This is a genomic window from Roseovarius sp. E0-M6, assembly GCF_037083845.1.
In the GTDB taxonomy this organism is placed as follows: domain Bacteria; phylum Pseudomonadota; class Alphaproteobacteria; order Rhodobacterales; family Rhodobacteraceae; genus Roseovarius.
In genome coordinates, this window is the sequence record NZ_JBAPLA010000006.1 from 1 (window position 1) to 22,552 (window position 22,552).

Consider the following 22,552-nt stretch of genomic DNA (forward strand, 5'->3'; position numbering starts at 1 on the left):
GCTTTTGGGCGCGTGGGTATTTCTCCACGACCTCTGGGAACGTGACTGACGACGTCATCAGGCAGTACCTGGAATTACATTCCTCCAAATGATGCCTCCGGCGTCAGCCGGTGCGTCCTTCACTTGAATCGGATGTCGCTTAATCTGTTCCTAAAGCGTTTCGCGAAAAACCTGACTCACAGATTTTCGCGAACCGCAGCGCGACATTCAGGCGTTGCACGCGTTTCGCCTTTCGCTGATGTCTCAGGTTAAAGGCGAAACGCTTTAGTGAGTGAACTAGTGCGCGCTCGCGTCCGTCAAGGAGGCGCCCATGACCCGCATCGTCGTTTTCTGTGACGGCACCTGGAATTCACCCAAGATCGTTGAGCCCACGCATGTGGTGCGCATGAGCCGCGCGTTGATCAACGATCCGGCGCAGGGTCAGGTTGTGGCCTATTTCGCCGGCATCGGAACCGACAGGCGGTTCGATGGGCCGGTGACCGGGTTTCTCAATCGCTGGGGCGGGGGTCTTTTTGGCTGGGGACTCGATGCCAAGGTGAAGCAAGCCTATCAGTTCATCGCGCGGGCCTATCGCGAGGGTGACGAGATTTACGTGCTGGGCTTCTCGCGCGGGGCCTATACCGCGCGGTCGGTTGTCGGGATGATTCGCAAATGTGGGATCATCGCGGACACAAGCACCGAAGGCGTGAACTGCGCCTTCGCGCTTTACCGTAAACGGGGGCGGACCAATGCCCCTGATGAACCCCATATCAAAGCGGCACGCGCAGCAATGTCGCCGGATTTCGCCACCTCGAAAGAGGATCAGGTGTGGCGGGGCGGGGGGATTGCTCGGGTGCGGGTGGCTTATTTGGGAGTGTGGGACACAGTCGGTGCAAAGGGGATACCTGTTGCGATCCTCGGGCCCGTCGCGGCGCTTTGGAACCGGCGTTACCGGTTTCATGACATGCAGTTGTCGCGTCTCGTGACGCGGGCGCGGCATGCCGTGGCGCTTGACGAAATGCGTCTGTTTTATCAGCCTGCGCTTTGGGACAACCTTGACGACAGACCCGGACAGCCGGGGCTGAATGGTGGGAATGTCAGTGCGACGCGCCCCTATCAGCAGGTTTGGTTCATCGGAACGCACAGCATTGTGGGTGGTAGCTCCGGCGCGCGCGAACTGGGTGCATTCACACTGGCATGGATGCTCGAGGGTGCCCCGGAGCTGACCCTGAAGACCGGGGCGCGGGTGCCGCAGGTGCCAGGCGATGCGGCGGTCTCAACGCCTCTCCTGCCAGCGAAAAAGGGCCTTCTGCGGCGCTGGCGCAAGGGGCCTGAGCATGGGCGCGATGTACATCCCTCGGTGCGGGTGCGGATCGAGGCGCGGTCTGACTACAGGCCCGGCAGTTTGCGCTAAGCCCGAGCGCATTTATTCTCAACTGAGTGTGCCATCCGCGCCCAACGTTGTTTTCCCGCCCAGATAGGGGCTGAGGACGTCGGGAAGGCTGACCGAGCCATCGGCCTGCTGACCGTTTTCGAGCACCGCGATCAGACATCGGCCCACGGCAAGGCCGGAGCCGTTCAACGTGTGCAGGAACTCGGGCTTGCCACCTCCGACCGGTTTGAATCGGGCATTCATGCGGCGGGCTTGAAAATCACCACAAACCGAGACGGACGAAATCTCGCGATAGGCATTCTGACCGGGCAGCCATACCTCGATATCGTGGGTGCGGCGCGCGCCGAATCCCATGTCACCGGTGCAAAGCACGATGGTGCGGTAGGGCAGGCCGAGTTTTTCGAGCACACCTTGGGCGCAGCCCGTCATGCGATCCAGCTCATTGCGTGATGCGCCGGGATGCGTGACCGAGACCATTTCGACCTTTTCGAACTGATGCTGGCGCAGCATGCCCGCGGTGTCGCGCCCTGCGCTGCCGGCCTCCGAGCGGAAACACTGCGTATGAGCGACATAGCGGCGCGGCAGATAGCTTTCCTCGACGGTGAGGCCGTTCACGATGTTGGTCAGGGTCACCTCGGCGGTGGGCACCAGCCACCAGCCATTGGTGGTCTGATAGCTGTCTTCGCCGAATTTCGGAAGCTGGCCGGTGCCATACATCATTTCAGGCCGCACAAGCACGGGTGTCCATGTCTCGGTCAGACCGTTTTCGTCGACATGTGTATTGATCATGAACTGGGCGAGGGCACGGTGAATGCGCGCCACGGCCCCGGACAGGACAACAAACCGCGCGCCCGAAAGCTTGGCCGCGGTTTCGAAATCCATGCCGGGTTTGACGCCTGCAATCTCGTAATGCTCGACCGGGGAGAAATCGAGGTCGCGCGGCGTGCCCCAGCGGTGAATTTCTACGTTGTCGTCCTCGTCCGAACCGTCGGGGACATCCTCCATGGGGATGTTGGGAAGCCCCATGAGAAGATCCGTAAGCTTTTGGTCAAGCGTCTTCGCCTCGGCCTGCATCTCGGCGACCTCGGCCTTTTTCTGACCGACGAGGGCGCGCAGACGTTCAAACTCGGCCTCGTCACCGCTGGCCTTGGCGGCGCCCACTGCCTTGGATGCCTTGTTCTGTTCGGCCTGTGCTGTTTCTGCGGCGTGGATACGGGCGCGGCGCGCCTCGTCCAATGCGAGTATATCGGACGATGCGGCATCGGCTCCGCGGCGCGCGAGCGCGGCGTCGAAAGCGTCGGGGTTGTCGCGAATGGCGCGGATGTCATGCATCGTCTTGGTCCTTGGTCGAAAGTGAATCGTCTGTCGGACTGCGTTATGCACCAGATCGCGCGGCACGGGTAGGGTGCGCGCGCCATGTTGGCCGCGTTCGTCGCACTTCACATGAGTAGGATAAGGTGAGAGGCTGGACAACGACCCAAGCGGGGCTCGTTACGGCTGCTTCCTTCCGGACCTGACCGGGTTGGCGAGGCGCTTGCCCGCGCCAACCTCTCGATGTTTCATTTAAGGGCTTTGGCGCCCGAGTGCAACCGGGTGCTGTCATAGTGCGATGCGCAGCCGCAGAAAACCGTCGGCATCGAGATCCAGTGGCGTCATGCCCTCCCGCAGCGGCGACGGCGCAACATCACGCAAACCCGGGCCGGTGCGGTGGATCACGCTGGTGCCGGGCATGCGACAAAATCGCCAGATAGGTTTGTCCGGCGGGGTGAGCGGGCCCGCCTGACGCAGGTATGTCAGCAGGTGTTCGCGGACAAGTCTCGGGTCCTCATGGATCACCTGTGTGGGTTTGGCGGCGGGGAATGGCCCGCTCCCGGCGGCGCGGTAGCTGTTGGTGGCCATCACGAACCGGTCGTCATCTTTCACGGCGCGCCCGGCATGGCGCAGCTTGCGAATGCGCCGTGCGGTCGGGTTTAGGATGCTGCCGGCGATATCCACGCGCGGAGGCTGTGACAGGTCGATCTCGTAGGTCAGGCCCTCGACGATCTCGAAGATGTGCGAAGGCATGGCACGATCGCAAAGCGGCGCATCGGTGGTGCCGGGATCAATGCCGTTGAAGATGATCGCGGCGCGTTCCAGCCAATCGCGAAGATCGCGGCCCGTCATGAGCAACCCCACAAGCGTGTTGGGAAATGCATAAAGGTCCGCGACGTGACGCAGGGCGAGTGGTCCGGGGGCGATGTCGGTGTAGTGGTGTGGACCGCCACGACCGCCTGCGCGAAATGGTGCGACCGATGCGAGCACAGGCAGGTCGGCGTAGGGACCGGCACGAAGGGCCAAGGTGAGCGCGGCACATTGAGCGCGCGCCACCAAACGCTCGGCCGGGTTCACACCGACGAGCGAGAGATAGCTGTGCAACGGTCCCTTAGAGGCCCCGATGCTTTGATTTGTGCTTTGTAACGTGATTTTGTGAGCAGGTTCGAGCTCTTCTCGGAGGGTTACATCGCTTTTCACGGTTTCTTGGTTCGGGGAATCCACGGGCCTTACGGCGGCTTGTGAGGAGGCCATCGACCAGCGCCCGTCAGCATGTTGCAAGTCCAAGTCGATCACCCCGAGATGCGACCCCCGATAGCCTGGCATGACAACCGGGATATTTCCGATCATCCCACGTGCGGGGTCAACACCCTGTGTATCGTGAAACCTCTGTGACGGGAAAACACTGTGAATATGGCCGGTGATCATTGCGTCCACGCCATCAATATGAGCCAGCGGAATGGCCGCATTTTCCATCATTGGGCGTTCCCCGGATCCCTCGATCCCGGTATGGGCCAACAGTATAACGAGATCGGCCCCCTTGGCGCGCAGGCGCGGCACCTCGCGCCGGGCCACGTCGAGCATGTCGGCGCTTTGCACACGGCCATCAAGATGTGATTTATCCCAAGTCGTGACCTGTGGGGGCATCACGCTCAGCACTCCGATCCGCAGCGTGTGTGTTGTGCCGCTGTCGTCCTGAACTGCGCGCTCGAGGATGAGGCTAGGGCTCCAGAACGTCTCGTGGTTCGAACCGCTCACGCGTTTGATATTGGCGCAAAGATATGGAAAGCGGGCGTTTTTGGCGGTGTTGCGCAACCATTCAAGGCCGAAGTTGAATTCGTGATTGCCCAATCCGGCGGCATCATAGCCGAGATGGTTCATCGCCAGAATGACCGGGTGAATGCCCTGCCAAGGCCCATCCGGCTGAGCGATGATATCGGAAATGGGGGTGCCTTGAAGCATGTCGCCATTGTCCAGAAGGATGGAATTGCGCACCTCGGCCCGCGCATCCGCGATGAGGGTTGCCAGCCGTGCAAGACCGAAAGGCATGTCATCGCGATCGAGGTAATAATCGTAGGGCAGAAGATTTGCATGAACATCCGAGGTGGCCAGAATGCGAAGCTGTACGCTCGCGTCGGCCTTTGTCGGCGCGTTTGAAGGTGGGTTTGGCCCGGGAAAGACCTTCATCGTAAATCCCGTTGGTGTTCGATTGACCAGCAAGTGATGTAAGTAAACATGTCAGAAGACTATCGATTTCCCAAAGTGTTTCAACCCGCAGTTGTGCATGTCGGGAAAATCTATTTCCACGTGGTAAAAAAGAGCAACGGGCTTGAGCCGGGTCGCCGGTCGTGTCAGTCACTTCTGGCGGAGGGTGGCTATGCGACTGGCGGAAACAGTGACATTCGGGGGATCGGCACTTGACCGGGCGGCGCAGTTGCGGGGCGACGATGCCGCACTGGTGGCGGCTGCGAAACGGCATGGTGCAGAGGTGATCGCTCTTTGGTGGGGTAAGCCGCTTATCGAGGGGGATGCCGAGGCACGGCTTGTTCGGTTGCCGGACAATCATCCGATCTTTAACCCTGACATGCCGCGCTTCTTTCTTGGTCGTGAGGATGACGGGCGGCTGGTGTTTGCCTGTGACGTTTCGGCATGGGTGCCGGAGGGTGAAGCGGGTCAGACCGGTCAGGGCTTTCTCGATGACACGCTTCAGCGGCATCCCGATCTTGCCGAGGGTCAGGTTTTTTGCGAGCTGCGGCAACTTCTTACCCGGTTGAACGCGCGTGACGCAGAACTGGCTGCCACGGCTAAGGCCTTGCATTCATGGCATTTGAGCCATGGGTTTTGTGCCGCGTGTGGTGTGCAAAGCGAGATAGCGCAATCGGGGTGGCAACGTAGCTGCCGCGCCTGTGGCACGCAGCATTTCCCGCGCACCGATCCGGTTGTCATCATGCTGATCACGGGCGGCAATGATGTCTTGCTAGGAAGGTCACCGGGGTGGCCCGACGGGATGTATTCGCTTCTGGCCGGGTTCGTTGAGCCGGGTGAGACGCTCGAGGCAGCGGTTCGGCGTGAGGTCAAAGAGGAATCCGGTATAGAGGTGTCCGAAGTCGGGTATCTGGCCAGCCAACCATGGCCGTTTCCCACATCCTTGATGATCGGGTGTTGGGGTCGGGCGGTGACAGGTGAGATCGAGATCGACCCGGTGGAAATCGCTGACGCACTCTGGGTGCCGCGCGAAGAGGTCATGGCGGCAATGGCGGGGGATCACCCGGTCATCAAGCCGGCCCGCCCTGGCGCAATCGCGCATTTTTTGCTGCGCAACTGGCTTGCGGATACGCTGGATTAAGGCGAGAATGTAAAAAGACACGAGACGCACGTCGAAACGTGGGGCAGGGCAATGAAATTTTCGTCACGGGACGATATCGAGGCGCCGATTGACTTCGTGTTCGCGCAGGTATCTGATTTTGCTTCTTTGGAACGCTCTGCGTTGCGGCGCGGTGCGGAAGTTCAGCGTGTGGATGATCTCACCTCCGCTGGGCCGGGCATGCAATGGCAGGCCAGTTTCCAGTTTCGGGGCAAGACACGGCACACAACCATCGAACTGGCGGAATATGATCCGCCCACTTGGATGGCATTCAACTCTCATTCGAACGCGATCGAGGGGCGGCTGGATGTCGAGCTTGTGGCGCTGTCGCGAACGCGGACTCGGCTCGCGCTGAAAGTGCTGCTGACGCCGCGCAACCTGTCGGCACGACTTCTGGTTCAGTCGATGAAGCTGGCCCGATCCTCCCTCAACAAGAAATTTGATGCCCGGCTGCGGGATTATGCACGCGATATTGAAGAGCGGTATCATCGGACGGCCTGAAACGCGGGAAAGCGCCAGGTGACCTGACGCTTTCCAATAGAGTGGGCCGTGATTTGTGAGCCGCCCATCCCCTTGTCTCAGACGAATTGCGCTTTGCGCTCGGCTCCGCTCAGTTCTGCGACCTGATGCTTGCGCTCCGCATCGCTCAGTTCCGCGACGATGCTGTTGCGTTCCGCATCGCTGAGTTCTGCAACGATGCTGTTGCGCTCTGCGTCGCTGAGTTCTGCAACGATGCTTTTACGCTCTGCATCGCTCAGTTCCGCGACCTGATGCTTGCGCTCCGCATCGCTGAGTTCTGCGACGATGTTGTTGCGTTCCGCGTCGCTGAGTTCCGCGACGATGCTGTTGCGTTCCGCGTCGCTCAGTTCCGCAACGATGCTTTTGCGCTCTGCGTCGCTGAGTTCTGCGACGATGCTGTTACGCTCTGCATCGCTCAGTTCCGAAATCACTGTGGCGTCGAAGGGCGTCACGGCGAAGGGTGAGGTGGAGTCTGCGAGGGCGGGAGTGGCCGTGGCGACGATCAGGGCGAGGGTGGAGATGATACGCATTTCAATAGTCCTTTCGGGTCATTGTTTGATCTGTTGTGCGGTGTGTTCCGCGGTGATGAAACGAATTTAGGACCAATCGGTCCGCATGGTAAGCCCTCTCGCATTTACGTGAAATCCCGTGTGGAGAGTGGTGACGTGGGAAGCGATTATTCGGGACGTCTGAAATCCGTATTTCCCTTGTAAACATTGCATTTTCTAATTCTCTGAGTTTGCTTGCGGGCTGAAAATGAAACAAACTGAGCGTCAAATCGTCCGATTTTCTGAAACATTGGTCAGGATGTGATGTCGGGCTTTCGGTGATGTGCGGCGATCAAAAAGGCGCCTGACAAGCAGACGCCTTTTTAGTGTTCAAGACAGTGATGTCCGTGACGTGTCACGCGAAGAGCCCCTTGCGCTCGTCACCGGAGAGTTCCACGAAGAGCCGGTCGCGTTCGTCTGACGAAAGCTCAACAAAAAGGTTTCCGCGTTCGTCCCCGGAGAGTTCAGCGAAAAGATCGTTCCGCTCATCGCCTGAGAGTTCCGCATAGAAGTTCTTGCGCTCCTCCGTGGACAGTTCGGCAAAAAGCCCGTCACGTTCGTCTGATGAAAGCTCGGCAAAGAGGCCTTTGCGTTCATCGCCGGACAGTTCGGAAATCACCGTGCCCGCGGACGGTGTGATGGTTGCCGCGTCAGGCGTTTCAGCAAGAGCCGGCGCTGAGGTCGCGGCGACGATGGCGAGGATACTGAGAGTACGCATTGGAATGTCCTTTCGTTCGGTGTTTCGATGTGCAGGTCGCGGAATGAACCGCGCTCCTGTTCATCAAGGTGGGCACCGGATCGGGGATTGAAAGCTTATCTCTCGGCATCGTGACACCACGTGTTGCCAAACGCGCGACGGCGTGAATGAACAGTGACGGTCCCGTGAAGAGCGATCAGACCCTTCACAAGTCATCACGGGAATAAAGGTTTTAAATCAAGCGCTTGCTCAGGATCTTTCGGGCGAGGCGGGATATGTTCCCAAAATCTTCACATACGATGTGAAGTAGTCCAACTCCTCTAGCGCGAGCTTGACCGACGGGTCATCGGGATGCCCCTCGATATCGGCATAGAATTGGGTCGCGGAAAACGAGCCGCCAACCATGTAGCTTTCAAGCTTGGTCATGTTGACGCCGTTCGTGGCGAAACCGCCCATCGCTTTATAAAGCGCGGCGGGAATGTTACGCACCTGAAAGATGAAGGTGGTCATCATGCCGTGCGCGCCGCGCCGGGTCAGATCGGGATCGCGGGCCATGACAAGAAAGCGGGTCGTGTTGTCGCCTTCGTCCTCGATGTCGCGGGCCAGCACGTCGAGCCCGTAGATATCAGCGGCCAGTTCGCTTGCAAGCGCGGCTAGGTGTTCCTGACCGGCCTCCGCAACATGCCGCGCCGAACCGGCGGTGTCGGCACCGGTCACACGGGCGATCTGATGATCGGCGAGAAAGCTGCGGCACTGTCCAAGAAGCATGGTGTGGCTCATGGCCTCGGTCACGCGGTCGAGCGTCACGCCGGGCAGCGCCATGAGGGCGATCCGCACACGAACGAACGCCTCTCCGATGATATGCAAGCCCGACTCGGGCAAGAGATGGTGGATGTCCGCGACCCGTCCGAAGGTCGAATTTTCGACCGGAAGCATCGCGAGATCGGCCTCACCCGAGAGGACGGCGGCGATCGCATCCTCGAACGTCCGGCAAGGCAGCACCTCTTTGTCGGGGTAGGTGTCGCGACACGCCTGATGCGAATAGGCGCCAAGTTCGCCCTGAAAGGCTATGGTTCCGGTCATGGGAGTCTCGTAATCAAACTTGGCCCGGGGGAGGGCATTTAGTCGCGCAAACTATACCTTGCGCAACGGCAAGGGAAGCGGATAGATACCGCGCAAGAGATATGAAATGGATGCGTACCTATGTTCGACACGATGACATTCACCAAGATACTGGGCGGCTTTTGCGGGGCGTTCCTGATCTTTTTGATGGGCAAATGGGCGGCTGAGACGATCTATCATACCGGAGGCGGCCATGGCGGCGAAGAGCATGCCGCAGGATACGCGATAGAAGTCGAGGCGGGCGATGATGCCGGTGCTGAGGCCGAGGAAGGCCCGTCATTTGATGAACTTCTGGCGTCAGCGGATGTCGAAAAGGGGGCGAGGGTGTTCGGCAAATGCCGCGCCTGTCACAAGCTTGAGGATGGCGCGAACGCGACCGGCCCGCACCTTTATGATGTCGTCGGGCGCGACGTCGGCGCGGTCGCCGAGTACGGCTATTCCGGTGCGTTGAGCGAGGCTGCCGATGTCTGGACTGCGGAAAACCTGAACGGATTTCTTGAGGATCCCCGCGGGTATGCGTCGGGCACGTCCATGAGCTTCTCCGGGCTGAACAAGGCAGCGGACCGCGCGAATCTCATCGCGTATTTGGATACGATCGGCGAGTGATTTTCCCTCAGACCTGACCGACAGAGCCGCCGCCCCATGTGGGCTGGCGGCTTTTTCGTGCGTGAGTTGAATGGCACAGCGCCCTGACACCTTTTGCCCTTGGCCAGAGACATCCGCGAAAGACTTAACGCTTTAATCGGATTTGTGCGGTTGCGGCACATCACGGAAAGGCATTAGCTTGCGATCTCAGGGAAAGGCACCACATGCACCACATGCAGCGTGCCTAGGGAGGAATGTTTATGGCAGTGTCCAGAGCGGTGAAAGCGATCAGGGGAAAACTGGGGGCTGTCGTGATTTTTGCGGCGTTTCTGAGTCAACCGGCCCTGTCCGAAGAGACGATCATCGAATCGCATGGTTATTCCTTCTTCGGAAACCTGAGCTATCCCGCCGATTACGAACATTTCGATTATGTGAACCCGGATGCGCCCAAAGGTGGCGAGATTGCCCTCGCACTGAGCGGCACGTTCGATTCGATGAATCCTTATGCGCGGCTTGGCCGGGCGTCAGCGCTGTCCACTGTCATGTATGAAAGCCTTCTGGGGCAAATACAGGCGGGATCGGGCAGCCTGCCGTCGGATCATTATGATGAATATTATGGCCTTTTGGCCGAGCGCATCGAATATCCTGAGGACAAGGCCTGGGTCATTTTCCATATGCGGCCCGAAGCGGAATTTTCGAACGGTACGCCGGTGACCGCCCATGATGTGGCGTTCAGTCATAATCTGCTTTTGGACCAAGGGTTGAAATCCTATGCGGATGCGGTCCGTGCGCGTATTCCAAAGGTCGAGGTGATCGACGATCACACTGTGAAGTTCTATTTCACCGAAGATATCTCACGGCGCAGTCTGATTGATCAGGTAGGCACCGTGCCGATCTGGTCGCAGGATTGGTACGAAGAGACGGGGGCCCGATTGGATGAGCCGCGCATGGAGGTTTCGCCGGGGTCGGGGCCGTATGTCCTCGACGAGGTGAATCCGCCACGTCGCGTGACGTTCAAGCGTAACCCGGATTACTGGGGCTGGGATCTTCCGATCAATCAGGGACGCCATAATTTCGATCGGATCAGGCTTGAATATTTCGCGGATTCCACGGGCGCATTCGAGGCGTTCACGGCAGGCGAGGTCACCTTCCGCACCGAGAACGACCCCAAGCAATGGGCAAGCTTCTACGAATTTCCCGCAATCGACGAGGGCTGGGTCAAGCGCGAGGAACTGCCCGATGGCTTTCCGCCCAATATGAGCGGCATCGTTTTCAATCTTGGTTCGGAGCCGTTGCAGGATCGTCGGGTTCGGCAGGCGGTGGCGCTCGGATTTAATTTCGAATGGACCAACAAATCGCTTCTCTACGGGCTCTTTGATCAGCAAGGGTCGTTCTCTGAGGGCACGCCACTCGAGGCGACCGGGTTGCCCGAGGGCGAAGAACTGGAGTTTCTCAAATCTCTGGGTGATGTGGTGCCAGAGGAAGTTCTGACGACAGAGCCGTGGACACCGCACGAGTCCGACCCGGATCGACTTGTCTCGCGCCGGAACCTGCGCGCGGCGATGAAGCTTCTGGACGCGGCCGGTTGGCCAGTGGGGTCTGATGGTATCCGGCGCAACGATGAAGGCGAGGTTCTGCGGCTTGATTTCCTCTTTAGCGCGAACGACTCGGCCTCGGCGCGGGCCACGGCCGAGAATTTCGTGTCCAACCTTGAAAAGATGGGGATAGATGCGCGGTTCGAAAGCGTCGATGCCGCGCAATATACCAAGCGAGAGCGCGACCGGGATTATGATCTTATCTTTGACGGATATCCCGCGCTTCTGGGGACCGGGACGGGCCTTGCGCAGCGGTTCGGTTCGGAGGCGGCTGAATACAGTCTTTTCAATCCAGCCGGGCTGGCCAGCCCGATGGTGGATCGGATCATCGAGGAATCCCTCATGACCGAGAGCGAGGCGGAAGAGCATGTGGCGATCCGGGCGCTGGACCGAGCGCTTCGCTATGAATTCTTTGTTCTGCCCGATGGATACGCGCCCAACCACTGGGTCGCCTACTGGGACATCTATGACCATCCCGACAAGATGCCACCCTATGCGCTGGGGGCGCTCGATTTCTGGTGGTATGACACAGAGAATGCCGCAGCCCTCAAGGCTGCAGGCGCCCCGTTGAGGTAAGCCGCACGATGGGTGCCTATATCCTGCGCAGGCTTCTGCTGATCATTCCCACGCTACTGGGAATCATGACGATCAATTTCGTGCTGGTTCAGTTCGTGCCGGGTGGTCCTGTCGAGCAGATCATCGCCAATATGCAGGGCGAGGGGGATGCGTTCTCGGGCTTTGCCGGTGGCGGTGGCGATGTCACGACCGAAACCGGCGATTTCGAGAACGAAGGTTATCTCGGCGCGCGCGGCCTGCCGCCCGAGTTCATCGAAGAGCTGGAGGCGCAGTTCGGCCTCGACAAACCTCCGCTTGAGCGTTTTCTCAACATGATGTGGAACTATGCGCGCTTCGATTTCGGGGAGAGCTATTTCCGCAAGATCGAGGTGATCGACCTGGTGCTGGAGAAACTGCCGGTGTCATTCACGCTGGGTCTGTGGTCCACGCTGATCGCCTATATCGTGTCCATTCCGCTTGGTATTCGGAAGGCCGTGCGCGACGGCACGCCGTTCGACACGTGGACAAGCGGTATCATCATCGCGGCCTATGCCATTCCGTCGTTCCTGTTCGCGGTTATGCTTCTGGTGCTTTTTGCCGGGGGAAGCTACTGGCAGATATTTCCGTTGCGCGGGCTGACCTCGGACAATTTTGAGCAACTGAGCCTTCTGGGCAAGGCGGTGGATTATCTGTGGCATATCACGCTACCTGTGCTGGCCATGTCGATCGGCGGCTTTGCGACGCTGACACTTTTGACGAAGAACAGTTTTCTGGACGAAATCGGTAAGCAGTATGTCATGACCGCACGCGCCAAGGGCGTGAGCGAGCGCAAAGTGCTTTATGGTCATGTGTTCCGCAATGCGATGCTGATCGTCATCGCGGGCTTTCCCGCGGTCTTCATCGGCGTTTTCTTTGGCGGCAGCGTCCTTATCGAGACGATCTTCTCGCTGGATGGAATCGGGCGGCTTGGGTTCGAGGCCGCAGTGACGCGGGATTACCCTGTGATGTTCGCCACGCTTTACCTGTTCGGGCTTATCGGGCTTGTGATGAAGCTGGTGACCGATCTTACCTATGTTCTTGTCGATCCGCGGATCGACTTTGAGAAGCGCGAGGGCTGAGACGATGGCCGTTTCCGCGCTTACCCGCCGCCGCTGGTTCAATTTCCGCAGCAATGCACGGGCCTATTGGTCGCTGATCATATTCAGCGTGCTGATGCTGCTGACTATGCCCGCAGAGTTCGTGGCCAATGACAAGCCGATCCTCGTGCAGTATCGCGGCGAGTATTACACACCGATTTTCAACTTCTATCCTGAAACGGCCTTTGGCGGCGATTTCGAAACCGAAGCGATCTATCGCGATCCTGAGGTCGAGTGCTTGATCGTGTCCGGCGGGCTTGATGCGTGTTTCGATGACCCGGAAGGGATCATCGAGGACGCGGCGGACAGCGTTGTCGGGGGAGACGCGATCGAAAAGGGCTGGACGCTCTGGCCCATCATTCCCTACTCCTATGACACCGCGGTCGACAGGCCCGGTGCCGCGCCGCTACCGCCCAACAATCAGAACTGGCTTGGCACCGATGATACCAAGCGTGATGTGATGGCGCGGGTGATTTATGGTTTCAGGCTCTCGGTGATGTTCACATTGATCGTGACGGTTCTGACCACCCTTATCGGGGTGATCGCGGGCGCGGTGCAGGGCTATTTCGGTGGTTGGGTCGATCTCGTGATGCAAAGGATCATCGAGATATGGGAATCCACGCCACAGCTTTACGTGATCATCATTCTGTTTGCGGTGTTGCCCCGAAATTTCTGGCTTCTGATCGGGATCATGGTCTTTTTCGGCTGGATGGCGCTTGTCGGGCTCGTGCGGGCCGAATTCCTGAGGGCGCGCAACCTTGAATATGTGCGGGCGGCCAAGGCATTGGGTGTGGGCAACATGACGATCATGTTCCGCCACATGCTTCCTAACGCGATGGTGGCGACGGTGACGTTCCTGCCCTTCATCGTGACGGGCACGATTGCCACGCTCGCCGGGCTCGACTTTCTGGGCTATGGCCTGCCGTCCTCGGCTCCGAGCCTTGGAGAGTTGAGCCGTCAGGCCAAACAAAACCTACAAGCGCCGTGGCTGGCCTTCACCGCCTTTTTCAGCTTTGCCATCATGCTGTCGCTGCTGGTCTTCATCTTTGAAGGGGTGCGCGATGCGTTCGATCCGAGAAAGACGTTCAAATGAGCTTGCTCAAAATTCGCGACCTTAAGGTGAGCTTTCAGCAGGATGGCAAGGTCAAGCCTGCCGTTCACGGCGTTTCGTTCGATGTCGACCGGGGCGAGACGGTGGCGCTGGTTGGTGAAAGCGGCTCGGGCAAGTCCGTTACCGCGCTGAGCACTGTGTCGCTTCTTGGCGCATCCGCGATTGTCGAGGGATCGGTGACCTATGACGGGCAAGAGATGATCGGCGCACCGCAAAAGCGGCTGCGCGATGTGCGCGGCAACGACATCAGTTTCATCTTTCAGGAGCCGATGACATCGCTCAACCCTTTGCATACGCTTGAGCGTCAGATCAGCGAGAGCCTTGACCTGCATCAGGGAATAAAGGGTGACGCCGCACGGCGGCGGATTGTCGAACTTCTGGACAGAGTGGGCGTGCGTGACCCGGAAAGCCGGCTCGGCGCCTATCCCCATCAGCTTTCGGGGGGACAACGGCAGCGCGTGATGATCGCCATGGCGCTGGCCAACAAGCCTGACATCCTGATCGCGGACGAACCGACGACCGCACTGGACGTGACGATTCAGGCCCGCATCCTCGAGCTTCTGGCCGAATTGAAGCGGGAAGAGAACATGGGGCTTCTCTTTATCACCCATGATCTTGGGATCGTAAGCCGTATTGCGGATCGCGTCTGTGTCATGAAGGACGGTGAGCTTGTCGAGGCAGGTCCGGTGCGCGAGGTTTTCGACGACCCAAAGCACGACTATACCCGTAAGCTTCTTGGTGCGCGTCCCACGGGAGAACCCGAGCCGGTGGCCGAGAACGCTCCTGTGATCGTGCGCACCGAGAACCTGCGCGTGTGGTTTCCGATCGAGAAGGGCTTTTTCAAGCGCAAGGTCGGCCATGTCAAAGCGGTCAAGGATGCGTCGGTCGAGGTGCGCGCGGGCGAGACGCTGGGCATTGTGGGCGAAAGCGGATCGGGCAAGACGACGCTTGCGCTTGCCGCGATGCGCCTGATCAGTTCGAAGGGCGGCATCACTTTTGACGGCGAAGATGTGCGCAAATGGTCCACCCGCGCCATGCGCCAGCGCCGCAAGGACATGCAGATCGTGTTTCAGGACCCGTTCGGCAGCCTTAGCCCGCGGATGACCTGTGCACAGATCGTGGCCGAGGGGCTGGGCGTGCATGGGTGCCCCAAGGGGCGGACCGAGCGCGAAATGGTGGCCGAAGTGCTGCGCGAGGTCGAGTTGCCGACGGATTCGATGAACCGGTTCCCGCACGAGTTTTCGGGCGGGCAACGGCAAAGGATCGCGATCGCAAGGGCGATGATTCTGCGTCCCAAGTTGGTGGTGCTGGACGAGCCGACCTCGGCGCTGGACATGACCGTGCAGGTTCAGATCGTCGACCTTCTGCGCAGGCTACAGCGCAAACACGGTCTGGCCTATCTCTTCATCAGTCACGATCTTAACGTAGTGCGCGCAATGAGCCACAAGATCGCGGTGATGAAACAGGGCGATATTGTCGAGGCAGGCACCGCCGACGATCTGTTCGAGCGGCCACAGACCGAATATGCCCAATCGCTTCTGAAGGCGTCGATGGAGGAGTCGGCGGCCTGAGAGCCGCCGAGACCGTGGCATCGGATCAGACCGCGCTGCTGTGCCCCGCCTTGCTGAGTTCATAGGCGTCAAAGCTGCGCGCGATCATGCGGGTCAGCGGCCGCGCGGCAGGTGGGATGCGCAGGCCGGTGGTGTCCAGCTCAAGATGTCCTTCGAAAGAGTTCGCCACCTCTGTCAGAAGCTTCAATGCCGTGGAACGCTGACCCGGGAATTCGTCTTCAATCCGGTCCAGATCAATACGGAAGTCGCACATGATCCATTCGATCAGGCGGCCGCGCAGGCGGTCCTCGGTGCTGAACTCATGTCCGCGCGTGGTTGAGAAACGCCCGGCGCGGATTGTTGCGGTATGCGCCCCGGTGGCCGGCGCGTTCTGCGCATACCCCTGTGGAAACCGCGAGATCGAAGAGGCGCCAAGTCCGATAAGCACCTCAGCGGGATCGTCGGTATAGCCCTGAAAGTTGCGCCTGAGCCGATTGGCGCGGTCGGCCACGGTCAAGCTGTCATCGGGAAGCGCGAAATGGTCGATTCCGATTTCCGCGTAGTGATCCCATAGAAAGAGCCGCCGCGCGGTTTCGAACAACTCGAGCCGTTCTTGCGGCGTGGGGAGCGTATCGGACGGAATCAGCTGTTGCCGCTTGGACATCCACGGCACATGTGCATAGCCATAGAGCGCCACGCGGTCGGGGCTGAGCGAGAGAAGTTTCTGAACGCTTTCCGTGATGCGGTTGGGCGTCTGATGGGGAAGGCCATAGAGGATGTCGGCGTTGAGGCTGTGGATACGGCGCGCGCGAAGCTCGGTGACGGCGTCGCGGGTCAACTCGAAGCTTTGGCGACGGCCGATGCTTTCCTGAATTTGGGGATCGAAATCCTGAACACCGATCGAGGCGCGGTTCATACCCGCCTCTGCCAACGCATCGAGCCGGGCACCGTCGATTTCGTTCGGATCGATCTCGACCGAAAATTCCGCATCCGGTCCGAAAGGCACCACGTCCGCGATTTCTCCGGCGAGGTCGCTCATCATCGCGGGCGAGAGGAGGGTCGGCGTCCCACCCCCCCAATGCAAGCGCGACAGGCGCACGCCGTCGGGCAGTATCGCGCGCAGAAGCGCCAGTTCGGCACGCAATGTTTCGAGATAGGCGATGACCGGCGCATCGGTCTGCGTGCCCTGAGTGCGACACGCACAAAACCAGCAAAGCCTGCGACAGAAAGGCACATGCACGTAAAGGGATATGTTTGATCCCGGCGCCACGGATGATATCCATGATGTGAATGTATCCGCCCCGACCTCGCGCGAGAAATGCGGCGCGGTCGGATAACTCGTATAGCGCGGCACCTTTGCGTCAAAGAGCCCCAGGTCCGCAAGTTGTGATTTCGTATCCATGCGCCTAGCTTTAAGACACGGTCGCACACGTCATCCTTGATGCAGATCAAGTCAGAAAAAACAGGTATCGTACATGCTCAAATCCGACCTTCAGGCCATGCCGCATGAATGTGGAGATTGCCCGATTCGACACCGCGCGGTGTGCGCCCGGTGCGAACCGACCGAGCTGACTGTTCTGGATCAGATGAAATTCTATCGCAGCTTTGAGGCGGGACAGACCGTTATTTGGGCCGGCGATCGAATGGATTTCGTTGGGTCCGTGGTAACGGGCGTGGCGACACTGACCCAGACGCTTGAGGATGGGCGCACGCAGATGGTGGGCCTGTTGCTGCCCAGCGATTTCATCGGGCGCCCGGGCCGGGATACGGCCGCTTACAACGCGGTGGCGACCACCGATGTGGTCATGTGCTGTTTTCGAAAGAAACCGTTCGAGGAGATGATGGCGCATACACCGCATATCGCCGAACGCCTGTTGGAAATGACCCTGGACGAGCTTGATGCCGCGCGTGAATGGATGGTCGTGCTTGGCCGCAAGACCGCGCGCGAGAAGATCGCCTCGCTTTTGGCGATCATCGGGCGGCGAACCGCATCTCTCACGCTTCAGGAAGCGCGCGGCGAGATCGTGTTCGACCTGCCGCTCACCCGTGAGGCGATGGCGGATTATCTGGGCCTGACGCTGGAAACCGTAAGTCGGCAGATCAGTGCGCTCAAGCGCGACGGGGTGATCGCACTTGAAGGCAAGCGTCACGTCACAGTGCCGGATTTCCGGCTGCTGATGGACGAGGCGGGCGATGATGCCGATGGCGGGCTCCTGGTCTGAGCCCGCCATGCGGCCGCCGCTTGTGGCGGTATTGCCTCAATGCGCCATGAGAACAGGACGCGTCGCGTGCTGAAGCATATAGAGCGTCGCGCCCCCGAACACCGCTTCGCGGAAGCGGGAATGCCCATAGGCCCCCATCACCACAAGGTCGGCTTCGATATCTTCGGCATGGCGGATGATCACGTCCGCCACACGCGGCAATGTGCGCGAGAGCACCTCCACTTCGACCTTGTGACCGTGGCGGGCAAGGAACTGTGACAGGAGACCGCCGGGGTCCGAGCGCGTCGCACCATGGGCCGGAGGATCTACCATGACCACATGCACGCGATCGGCCTGGGCGATCATTGGCAAGGCGGATTTGACCGCGCGTAGCGCCTCGGCGCTTTCGTTCCAAGCGACCATAACCTGCTTTGGAAGCGCCGTAAGGCTGCATTTGTCGGGTGTGACAAGCACCGGGACACCAGCATCGAACAGGCAGGCCTCAAGCGCGGATTCGATATCCTGACCGCGCCCGTCACCATAGGGTTGCGGCGCGATAGCAAGGTCGGAGAACCGGGCATGCAAAGAGACAATCCGCGCCAGATCGGCCATCTGGACGATGTCAGACTGACAACTCCAGCGCACATCGCTGCGGTCAAGCTCGGCGCGCGCAGACTTTTCTAGGGCCGCCGCCTCTTCCTGAGCGCGCGAGAACGCTTCCTGAACGAGTACGGAAGTGGCTCCGCCGTAATAGCTGGCGACCTGAGTGCGATCCACACCGAGACACAAGGTATCCAGATGTGCATCGAGCAAGCCGGAGAGAGCAGTTGCCGTTGGCAAAACCTCATTTATGATTTCAGAATCGGTCAGCGCGGAAAACAAGGTCTTGTAGGCCATGGCCACACTCCTTTTAATTTCTTGACGAGCCCATGCTAGAATCGCGAAGGGCCTGCGTCGTTGACCCGTATCAATCAATTGGTTCAGCTTTCTTGATACAGATCAAAGCGATCATAGGGTGAAAGGCGCATCACCCGGACTGTCTGAACGCGCCCAAGCGGCGATTCCCAGCCGCGTGGACAGAGAGACGAAGGGACATGAGAAATGACGAACTACTTCAAGCTGATCGTGCTTGGTCTGATCACGCTTTTGGCGCTGATTGGGGCCAATTATGCACGGGATCTGGCCTATTTGGTAAATGCACTGACCATCGCGCTCGTTGCGGGTGTGATGTTTTTGTGGGTTCTGCGCAGGACCGATGAACCGGTCGAAAAGGTGGACCTGTCGGGCGAATACATGGACGGCGTGATCCGTGCCGGTGTCATTGCCACGGCGCTTTGGGGGGTTGTCGGCTTTCTCGTCGGCACGTTCATCGCGTTTCAGCTTGCGTTTCCGCAGCTCAATTTCGAATGGGCGCAGGGACTTGCCAATTTCGGACGGCTACGGCCACTGCACACCAGCGCGGTGATCTTCGCCTTTGGGGGTAACGCGCTTATCTGCACGTCGTTCTACGTGGTGCAACGCACGAGCGCGGCGCGGCTCTGGGGCGGAAACCTCGCGTGGTTTGTTTTCTGGGGCTTTCAGCTTGTCATCGTGCTGGCTGCAACGGGATATCTTCTGGGTGCGACTCAATCCAAGGAGTATGCCGAACCTGAATGGTATGTGGACTGGTGGCTGACCATTGTCTGGCTCGCTTATCTCGCCGTTTTCCTTGGCACGATCGTGAAGCGCAAAGAGCCGCATATCTATGTGGCGAACTGGTTCTATCTGAGCTTTATCATCACTGTGGCGATGCTGCATGTGGTGAACAACCTCGCGATTCCGGTGTCCATTTTCGGCTCGAAATCGGTGCAGGTCTTTTCGGGCGTTCAGGACGCGATGGTGCAGTGGTGGTATGGCCACAACGCCGTGGGCTTCTTCCTGACTGCGGGTTTCCTTGGCATGATGTATTACTTCGTGCCCAAACAGGCGGAACGTCCGGTCTATTCCTACAAGCTCTCGATCATCCACTTCTGGGCGCTGATCTTCATCTATATCTGGGCCGGACCGCACCACCTTCACTATACCGCGTTGCCTGATTGGGCCTCGACGCTCGGGATGGTGTTCTCGGTCATTCTCTGGATGCCCAGCTGGGGCGGGATGATCAACGGTCTGATGACCCTGTCGGGTGCTTGGGACAAGCTGCGCACCGATCCGGTCATCCGCATGATGGTGATCTCAATCGGCTTCTACGGCATGTCCACCTTTGAGGGTCCGATGATGTCGATCCGCGCGGTCAATAGCCTGTCGCATTACACCGACTGGACCATCGGGCACGTGCATTCCGGCGCCCTTGGCTGGAACGGCATGATCACCTTCGGGGCGCTCTACTTCCTCGTGCCCAAGCTGTGGCACCGTGAGCGGCTCTATAGCCTGAGCCTTGTGAGCTGGCACTTCTGGCTCGCCACGATCGGGATCATTCTTTATGCCGCCGCTATGTGGGTGACGGGCATCATGGAAGGCCTGATGTGGCGCGAAGTCGACGCTAACGGTTTCCTCGTCAATTCGTTCGCTGACACGGTGGCGGCCAAGTTCCCCATGCTTGTCGTGCGGGCCCTGGGCGGGGTGCTCTACATCACTGGCGCAATCATCATGTGCTATAACCTCTACATGACCGTCAAACGGAGCCCGGCCATCGCGCCGACCAGCTCTGCTGTGCCGGCCGAATAAGGAGTCTTTGAAATGGCTTCCGACAAGAAACCCCCGATGCCGGCCTCCTCGAGCGGTGTGGGCGAACGACCCAAGAAGCGGTCAATCCTGGATCGTCACAAGGTACTGGAAAAGAACATCACGCTGTTGACGATCTTTGCCTTTCTCGTGGTGACGATCGGCGGGATCGTTCAGATCGCGCCGCTCTTCTGGCTGGAGAACACGATCGAGAAAGTGGAAGGTATGCGCCCTTACACGCCTCTCGAACTCACCGGACGCGAAATCTATGTCCGCGAGGGCTGTTATGTCTGTCACAGCCAGATGATCCGCCCGATGCGGGATGAGGTCGAGCGTTATGGCCACTACAGCCTTGCCGCCGAGTCGCAATACGATCACCCGTTCCAGTGGGGGTCCAAGCGGACGGGCCCCGACCTTGCGCGCGTGGGTGGGCGGTATTCGGACGAATGGCATCTGGACCACCTGCGCGATCCGCAATCGGTTGTGCCCGAGTCGATCATGCCGAAATACGGCTTTCTTGAAAATCGCCTGATCGAAGGTGAGCATGTGCAGGATCTGGTACGTACCCATCAGCTTGTGGGTGTGGATTACACCCCCGAAATGGTCGAGAACGCCAGTGCCGATTTCAAGGTGCAGGCCAACCCGGACGCGGATTACGACGGTCTGCTCGAGCGGTATGGCGAAACGGTGCAGGTGCGCAATTTTGATATGCGTCCCGGTATCTCGGAGATGGACGCGTTGATCGCCTACCTGCAAATGCTGGGCACGTTGGTCGATTTCTCGACTTTCACGCCCGTGGACAACAGGTAGGAGCGGGATATGGAAACCTATTCCTTCCTGCGAGAATTTGCAGACAGCTGGATGCTGCTCTTTCTTTTCCTCTTCTTTATCGGGGTCGTGATTTGGGTGTTCCGCCCCGGCGCCACGAAGAAATACGAAGATCCGAGCGACATTCCGTTCCGCCACGAAGACAAGCCCGCACAGGATGAGCCTGCGGACGACGATAAAAGGGAGCTGTGAGAGACATGGCCAAGACCCCTAAAAAGAAACAGAACCAAGATCCGGAAACCACCGGCCATCAGTGGGACGGCATCGAGGAGTTCAACAATCCGTTGCCGCGTTGGTGGCTCTGGACCTTCTACGTCACGATCATCTGGGGCATCGGCTATTCTATCGCCTATCCCGCCTGGCCCATGATCAGTAAGGCGACACCCGGCCTTCTGGGCTATTCCACGCGTGAAGAGGTGGCCCAAGAGATGGCGCGCGTCGAAAGCGCGAATGCCGAAAACATGTCGGCGCTGGCCGAGGTCGATCTGACCGCACTTGCGGAACATCCCGAAATTCAGGACTACGCCGAGAAGGCGGGCTCTTCGGTCTTCCTGACCTATTGTGCGCAATGTCATGGGTCGGGTGCGGCAGGGGCCAAGGGCTATCCGAACCTTCTTGACAATGAGTGGCTTTGGGGCGGCGATATCGAGGCGATTTATACCACCGTTGCGCATGGCATCCGCAATGACGTGGACCCCGAGGCCCGGTATTCCCAGATGCCCGCGTTTGGTGAGTTTCTCGAAGACGAAGAGATCGCGGCGGCGGCCAACTATGTCCTGTCACTTTCGGGAGAGCCCGAGGATCCGAGCCTCGTGGATGAGGGCGAGACCGTCTTCATGGACAACTGCGCCGTTTGCCACATGGAAGATGGCACGGGCGACCGGACACAGGGGGCACCCAACCTTGCGGATGCGATCTGGCTCTTTGGTGGGGACTATGAGACCGTTGTCGAAACCATCACCTACAGCCGCTTTGGTGTTATGCCGCCGTGGTCGAACCGCCTGACCGATGCGGAAGTCAAAGCTGTCTCGGCTTATGTTCACCAGCTTGGTGGGGGCGAGTAACGCGTCATTTGAATCCCGCGCCGCGAGGCGCGGGTCAGACACCGATCCTTCGATCTGTTCGCGCGTTTCCAGAAGGATCGGTGTCACTTAACCGCTTTATAGCACGTCTTTGGGACAGGCTACCTGACCGCACCGACCGCCCATGGCATTCCCGCGGGCGGTCGATTGTCTTCGACAGAACTTTGGTCTCACCAAGGCGGGCAGTTTAGGTTCCGGGGCCCTGACCACCGGTGTGTTCGCCAAGGCCAGCGACGCGTATGCCGACGCTCGGGCGTGATGCATGGCTCAGTC

General features: G+C 59.3%; 20 protein-coding genes, 1 other RNA gene and 1 pseudogene. 14 read left to right on the forward strand and 8 right to left on the reverse strand.

What is annotated here, in order from left to right; translation table 11 throughout:
• Together V8359_RS14190 and V8359_RS14195 are read left to right on the forward strand one after the other, a co-directional pair.
• Positions 1 to 92 (forward strand): annotated as a pseudogene (locus tag V8359_RS14190) (IS200/IS605 family transposase); the annotation flags it as partial.
• 218 nt (positions 93 to 310) lie between these two features.
• Entirely contained in the window at positions 311 to 1,393 is a 1,083-nt protein-coding gene (locus V8359_RS14195; RefSeq protein ID WP_336429681.1) for a DUF2235 domain-containing protein, read from the forward strand.
• A gap of 18 nt (positions 1,394 to 1,411) precedes the next feature.
• Here the strand turns inward: V8359_RS14195 and serS are convergent, their stop codons facing one another.
• From serS to V8359_RS14210, 3 genes are all read right to left on the reverse strand, one after another.
• On the reverse strand, positions 1,412 to 2,704 hold the full coding sequence (serS, locus tag V8359_RS14200; RefSeq protein ID WP_336429682.1) for a serine--tRNA ligase: 1,293 nt from the start codon (positions 2,702 to 2,704) through the stop codon (positions 1,412 to 1,414).
• Positions 2,705 to 2,828: 124 nt separating this feature from the next.
• An RNA gene (ffs, locus tag V8359_RS14205) (signal recognition particle sRNA small type) lies at positions 2,829 to 2,925 on the reverse strand.
• 46 nt (positions 2,926 to 2,971) lie between these two features.
• Positions 2,972 to 4,870: a bifunctional 2',3'-cyclic-nucleotide 2'-phosphodiesterase/3'-nucleotidase gene (locus tag V8359_RS14210; protein ID WP_336429683.1), complete on the reverse strand. Its 1,899-nt coding sequence runs from the start codon at positions 4,868 to 4,870 to the stop codon at positions 2,972 to 2,974.
• Positions 4,871 to 5,060: 190 nt separating this feature from the next.
• On the opposite strand from V8359_RS14210, the gene nudC reads away from it, so the two are divergent.
• On the forward strand, positions 5,061 to 6,029 hold the full coding sequence (nudC, locus tag V8359_RS14215; RefSeq protein WP_336429684.1) for an NAD(+) diphosphatase: 969 nt from the start codon (positions 5,061 to 5,063) through the stop codon (positions 6,027 to 6,029).
• Between the two features lie 51 nt (positions 6,030 to 6,080).
• The gene (locus tag V8359_RS14220; protein WP_336429686.1) at positions 6,081 to 6,548 is read left to right on the forward strand and encodes an SRPBCC family protein; all 468 of its coding nucleotides are present in this window, start codon (positions 6,081 to 6,083) and stop codon (positions 6,546 to 6,548) included.
• A gap of 77 nt (positions 6,549 to 6,625) precedes the next feature.
• On the opposite strand, the gene V8359_RS14225 is transcribed toward V8359_RS14220, so the two are convergent.
• From V8359_RS14225 to V8359_RS14235, 3 genes are all read right to left on the reverse strand, one after another.
• Entirely contained in the window at positions 6,626 to 7,096 is a 471-nt protein-coding gene (locus V8359_RS14225; RefSeq protein ID WP_336429687.1) for a magnesium transporter MgtE N-terminal domain-containing protein, read from the reverse strand.
• Positions 7,097 to 7,469: 373 nt separating this feature from the next.
• Positions 7,470 to 7,832, reverse strand: a complete 363-nt coding sequence (locus V8359_RS14230) for a magnesium transporter MgtE N-terminal domain-containing protein (protein ID WP_336429688.1) — start codon at positions 7,830 to 7,832, stop codon at positions 7,470 to 7,472.
• Between the two features lie 228 nt (positions 7,833 to 8,060).
• A complete protein-coding gene (locus V8359_RS14235; RefSeq protein ID WP_336429690.1) occupies positions 8,061 to 8,894 on the reverse strand; it encodes a prephenate dehydratase in 834 nt (277 codons plus the stop codon).
• A 120-nt stretch (positions 8,895 to 9,014) separates the two neighbouring features.
• Between V8359_RS14235 and V8359_RS14240 the strand changes: the two genes are divergently transcribed.
• The 5 genes from V8359_RS14240 (at position 9,015) to V8359_RS14260 (ending at position 15,486) form a co-directional block, all read left to right on the forward strand.
• Positions 9,015 to 9,539, forward strand: coding sequence for a c-type cytochrome (locus tag V8359_RS14240; protein WP_336429691.1), 525 nt, complete (start codon positions 9,015 to 9,017; stop codon positions 9,537 to 9,539).
• Positions 9,540 to 9,778: 239 nt separating this feature from the next.
• The gene (locus V8359_RS14245; protein ID WP_336429692.1) at positions 9,779 to 11,689 is read left to right on the forward strand and encodes an extracellular solute-binding protein; all 1,911 of its coding nucleotides are present in this window, start codon (positions 9,779 to 9,781) and stop codon (positions 11,687 to 11,689) included.
• An 8-nt stretch (positions 11,690 to 11,697) separates the two neighbouring features.
• Positions 11,698 to 12,786 (forward strand): microcin C ABC transporter permease YejB, encoded by a 1,089-nt coding sequence (locus V8359_RS14250; protein ID WP_336429694.1) that lies wholly within the window; start codon positions 11,698 to 11,700, stop codon positions 12,784 to 12,786.
• A gap of 4 nt (positions 12,787 to 12,790) precedes the next feature.
• Positions 12,791 to 13,897, forward strand: coding sequence for an ABC transporter permease (locus V8359_RS14255; RefSeq protein ID WP_336429696.1), 1,107 nt, complete (start codon positions 12,791 to 12,793; stop codon positions 13,895 to 13,897).
• The gene (locus tag V8359_RS14260) at positions 13,894 to 15,486 is read left to right on the forward strand and encodes an ABC transporter ATP-binding protein (RefSeq protein ID WP_336429697.1); all 1,593 of its coding nucleotides are present in this window, start codon (positions 13,894 to 13,896) and stop codon (positions 15,484 to 15,486) included. The genes V8359_RS14255 and V8359_RS14260 overlap by 4 nt, the downstream gene beginning before the upstream one ends.
• 25 nt (positions 15,487 to 15,511) lie before the next feature.
• Here V8359_RS14260 and hemN read toward each other — a convergent pair whose 3' ends face one another.
• Positions 15,512 to 16,867 (reverse strand): oxygen-independent coproporphyrinogen III oxidase, encoded by a 1,356-nt coding sequence (gene hemN, locus V8359_RS14265; RefSeq protein WP_336429698.1) that lies wholly within the window; start codon positions 16,865 to 16,867, stop codon positions 15,512 to 15,514.
• A 73-nt stretch (positions 16,868 to 16,940) separates the two neighbouring features.
• On the opposite strand from hemN, the gene fnrL reads away from it, so the two are divergent.
• Entirely contained in the window at positions 16,941 to 17,687 is a 747-nt protein-coding gene (fnrL, locus tag V8359_RS14270) for a transcriptional regulator FnrL (protein ID WP_336429699.1), read from the forward strand.
• 36 nt (positions 17,688 to 17,723) lie between these two features.
• Here the strand turns inward: fnrL and V8359_RS14275 are convergent, their stop codons facing one another.
• Positions 17,724 to 18,563 (reverse strand): universal stress protein, encoded by an 840-nt coding sequence (locus V8359_RS14275; protein WP_336429700.1) that lies wholly within the window; start codon positions 18,561 to 18,563, stop codon positions 17,724 to 17,726.
• 204 nt (positions 18,564 to 18,767) lie between these two features.
• Here V8359_RS14275 and ccoN point away from each other — a divergent pair, with 204 nt between their 5' ends.
• The 4 genes from ccoN to ccoP are packed head-to-tail and all read left to right on the forward strand — an operon-like array spanning position 18,768 to position 22,261.
• Positions 18,768 to 20,372: a cytochrome-c oxidase, cbb3-type subunit I gene (gene ccoN, locus V8359_RS14280; protein ID WP_336429701.1), complete on the forward strand. Its 1,605-nt coding sequence runs from the start codon at positions 18,768 to 18,770 to the stop codon at positions 20,370 to 20,372.
• Between the two features lie 36 nt (positions 20,373 to 20,408).
• A complete protein-coding gene (gene ccoO / locus V8359_RS14285; RefSeq protein ID WP_336429927.1) occupies positions 20,409 to 21,179 on the forward strand; it encodes a cytochrome-c oxidase, cbb3-type subunit II in 771 nt (256 codons plus the stop codon).
• A gap of 9 nt (positions 21,180 to 21,188) precedes the next feature.
• Positions 21,189 to 21,389, forward strand: coding sequence for a cbb3-type cytochrome c oxidase subunit 3 (locus V8359_RS14290; protein WP_336429702.1), 201 nt, complete (start codon positions 21,189 to 21,191; stop codon positions 21,387 to 21,389).
• A 5-nt stretch (positions 21,390 to 21,394) separates the two neighbouring features.
• The gene (gene ccoP, locus V8359_RS14295; RefSeq protein ID WP_336429703.1) at positions 21,395 to 22,261 is read left to right on the forward strand and encodes a cytochrome-c oxidase, cbb3-type subunit III; all 867 of its coding nucleotides are present in this window, start codon (positions 21,395 to 21,397) and stop codon (positions 22,259 to 22,261) included.
• Positions 22,262 to 22,552: the final 291 nt, after the last annotated feature.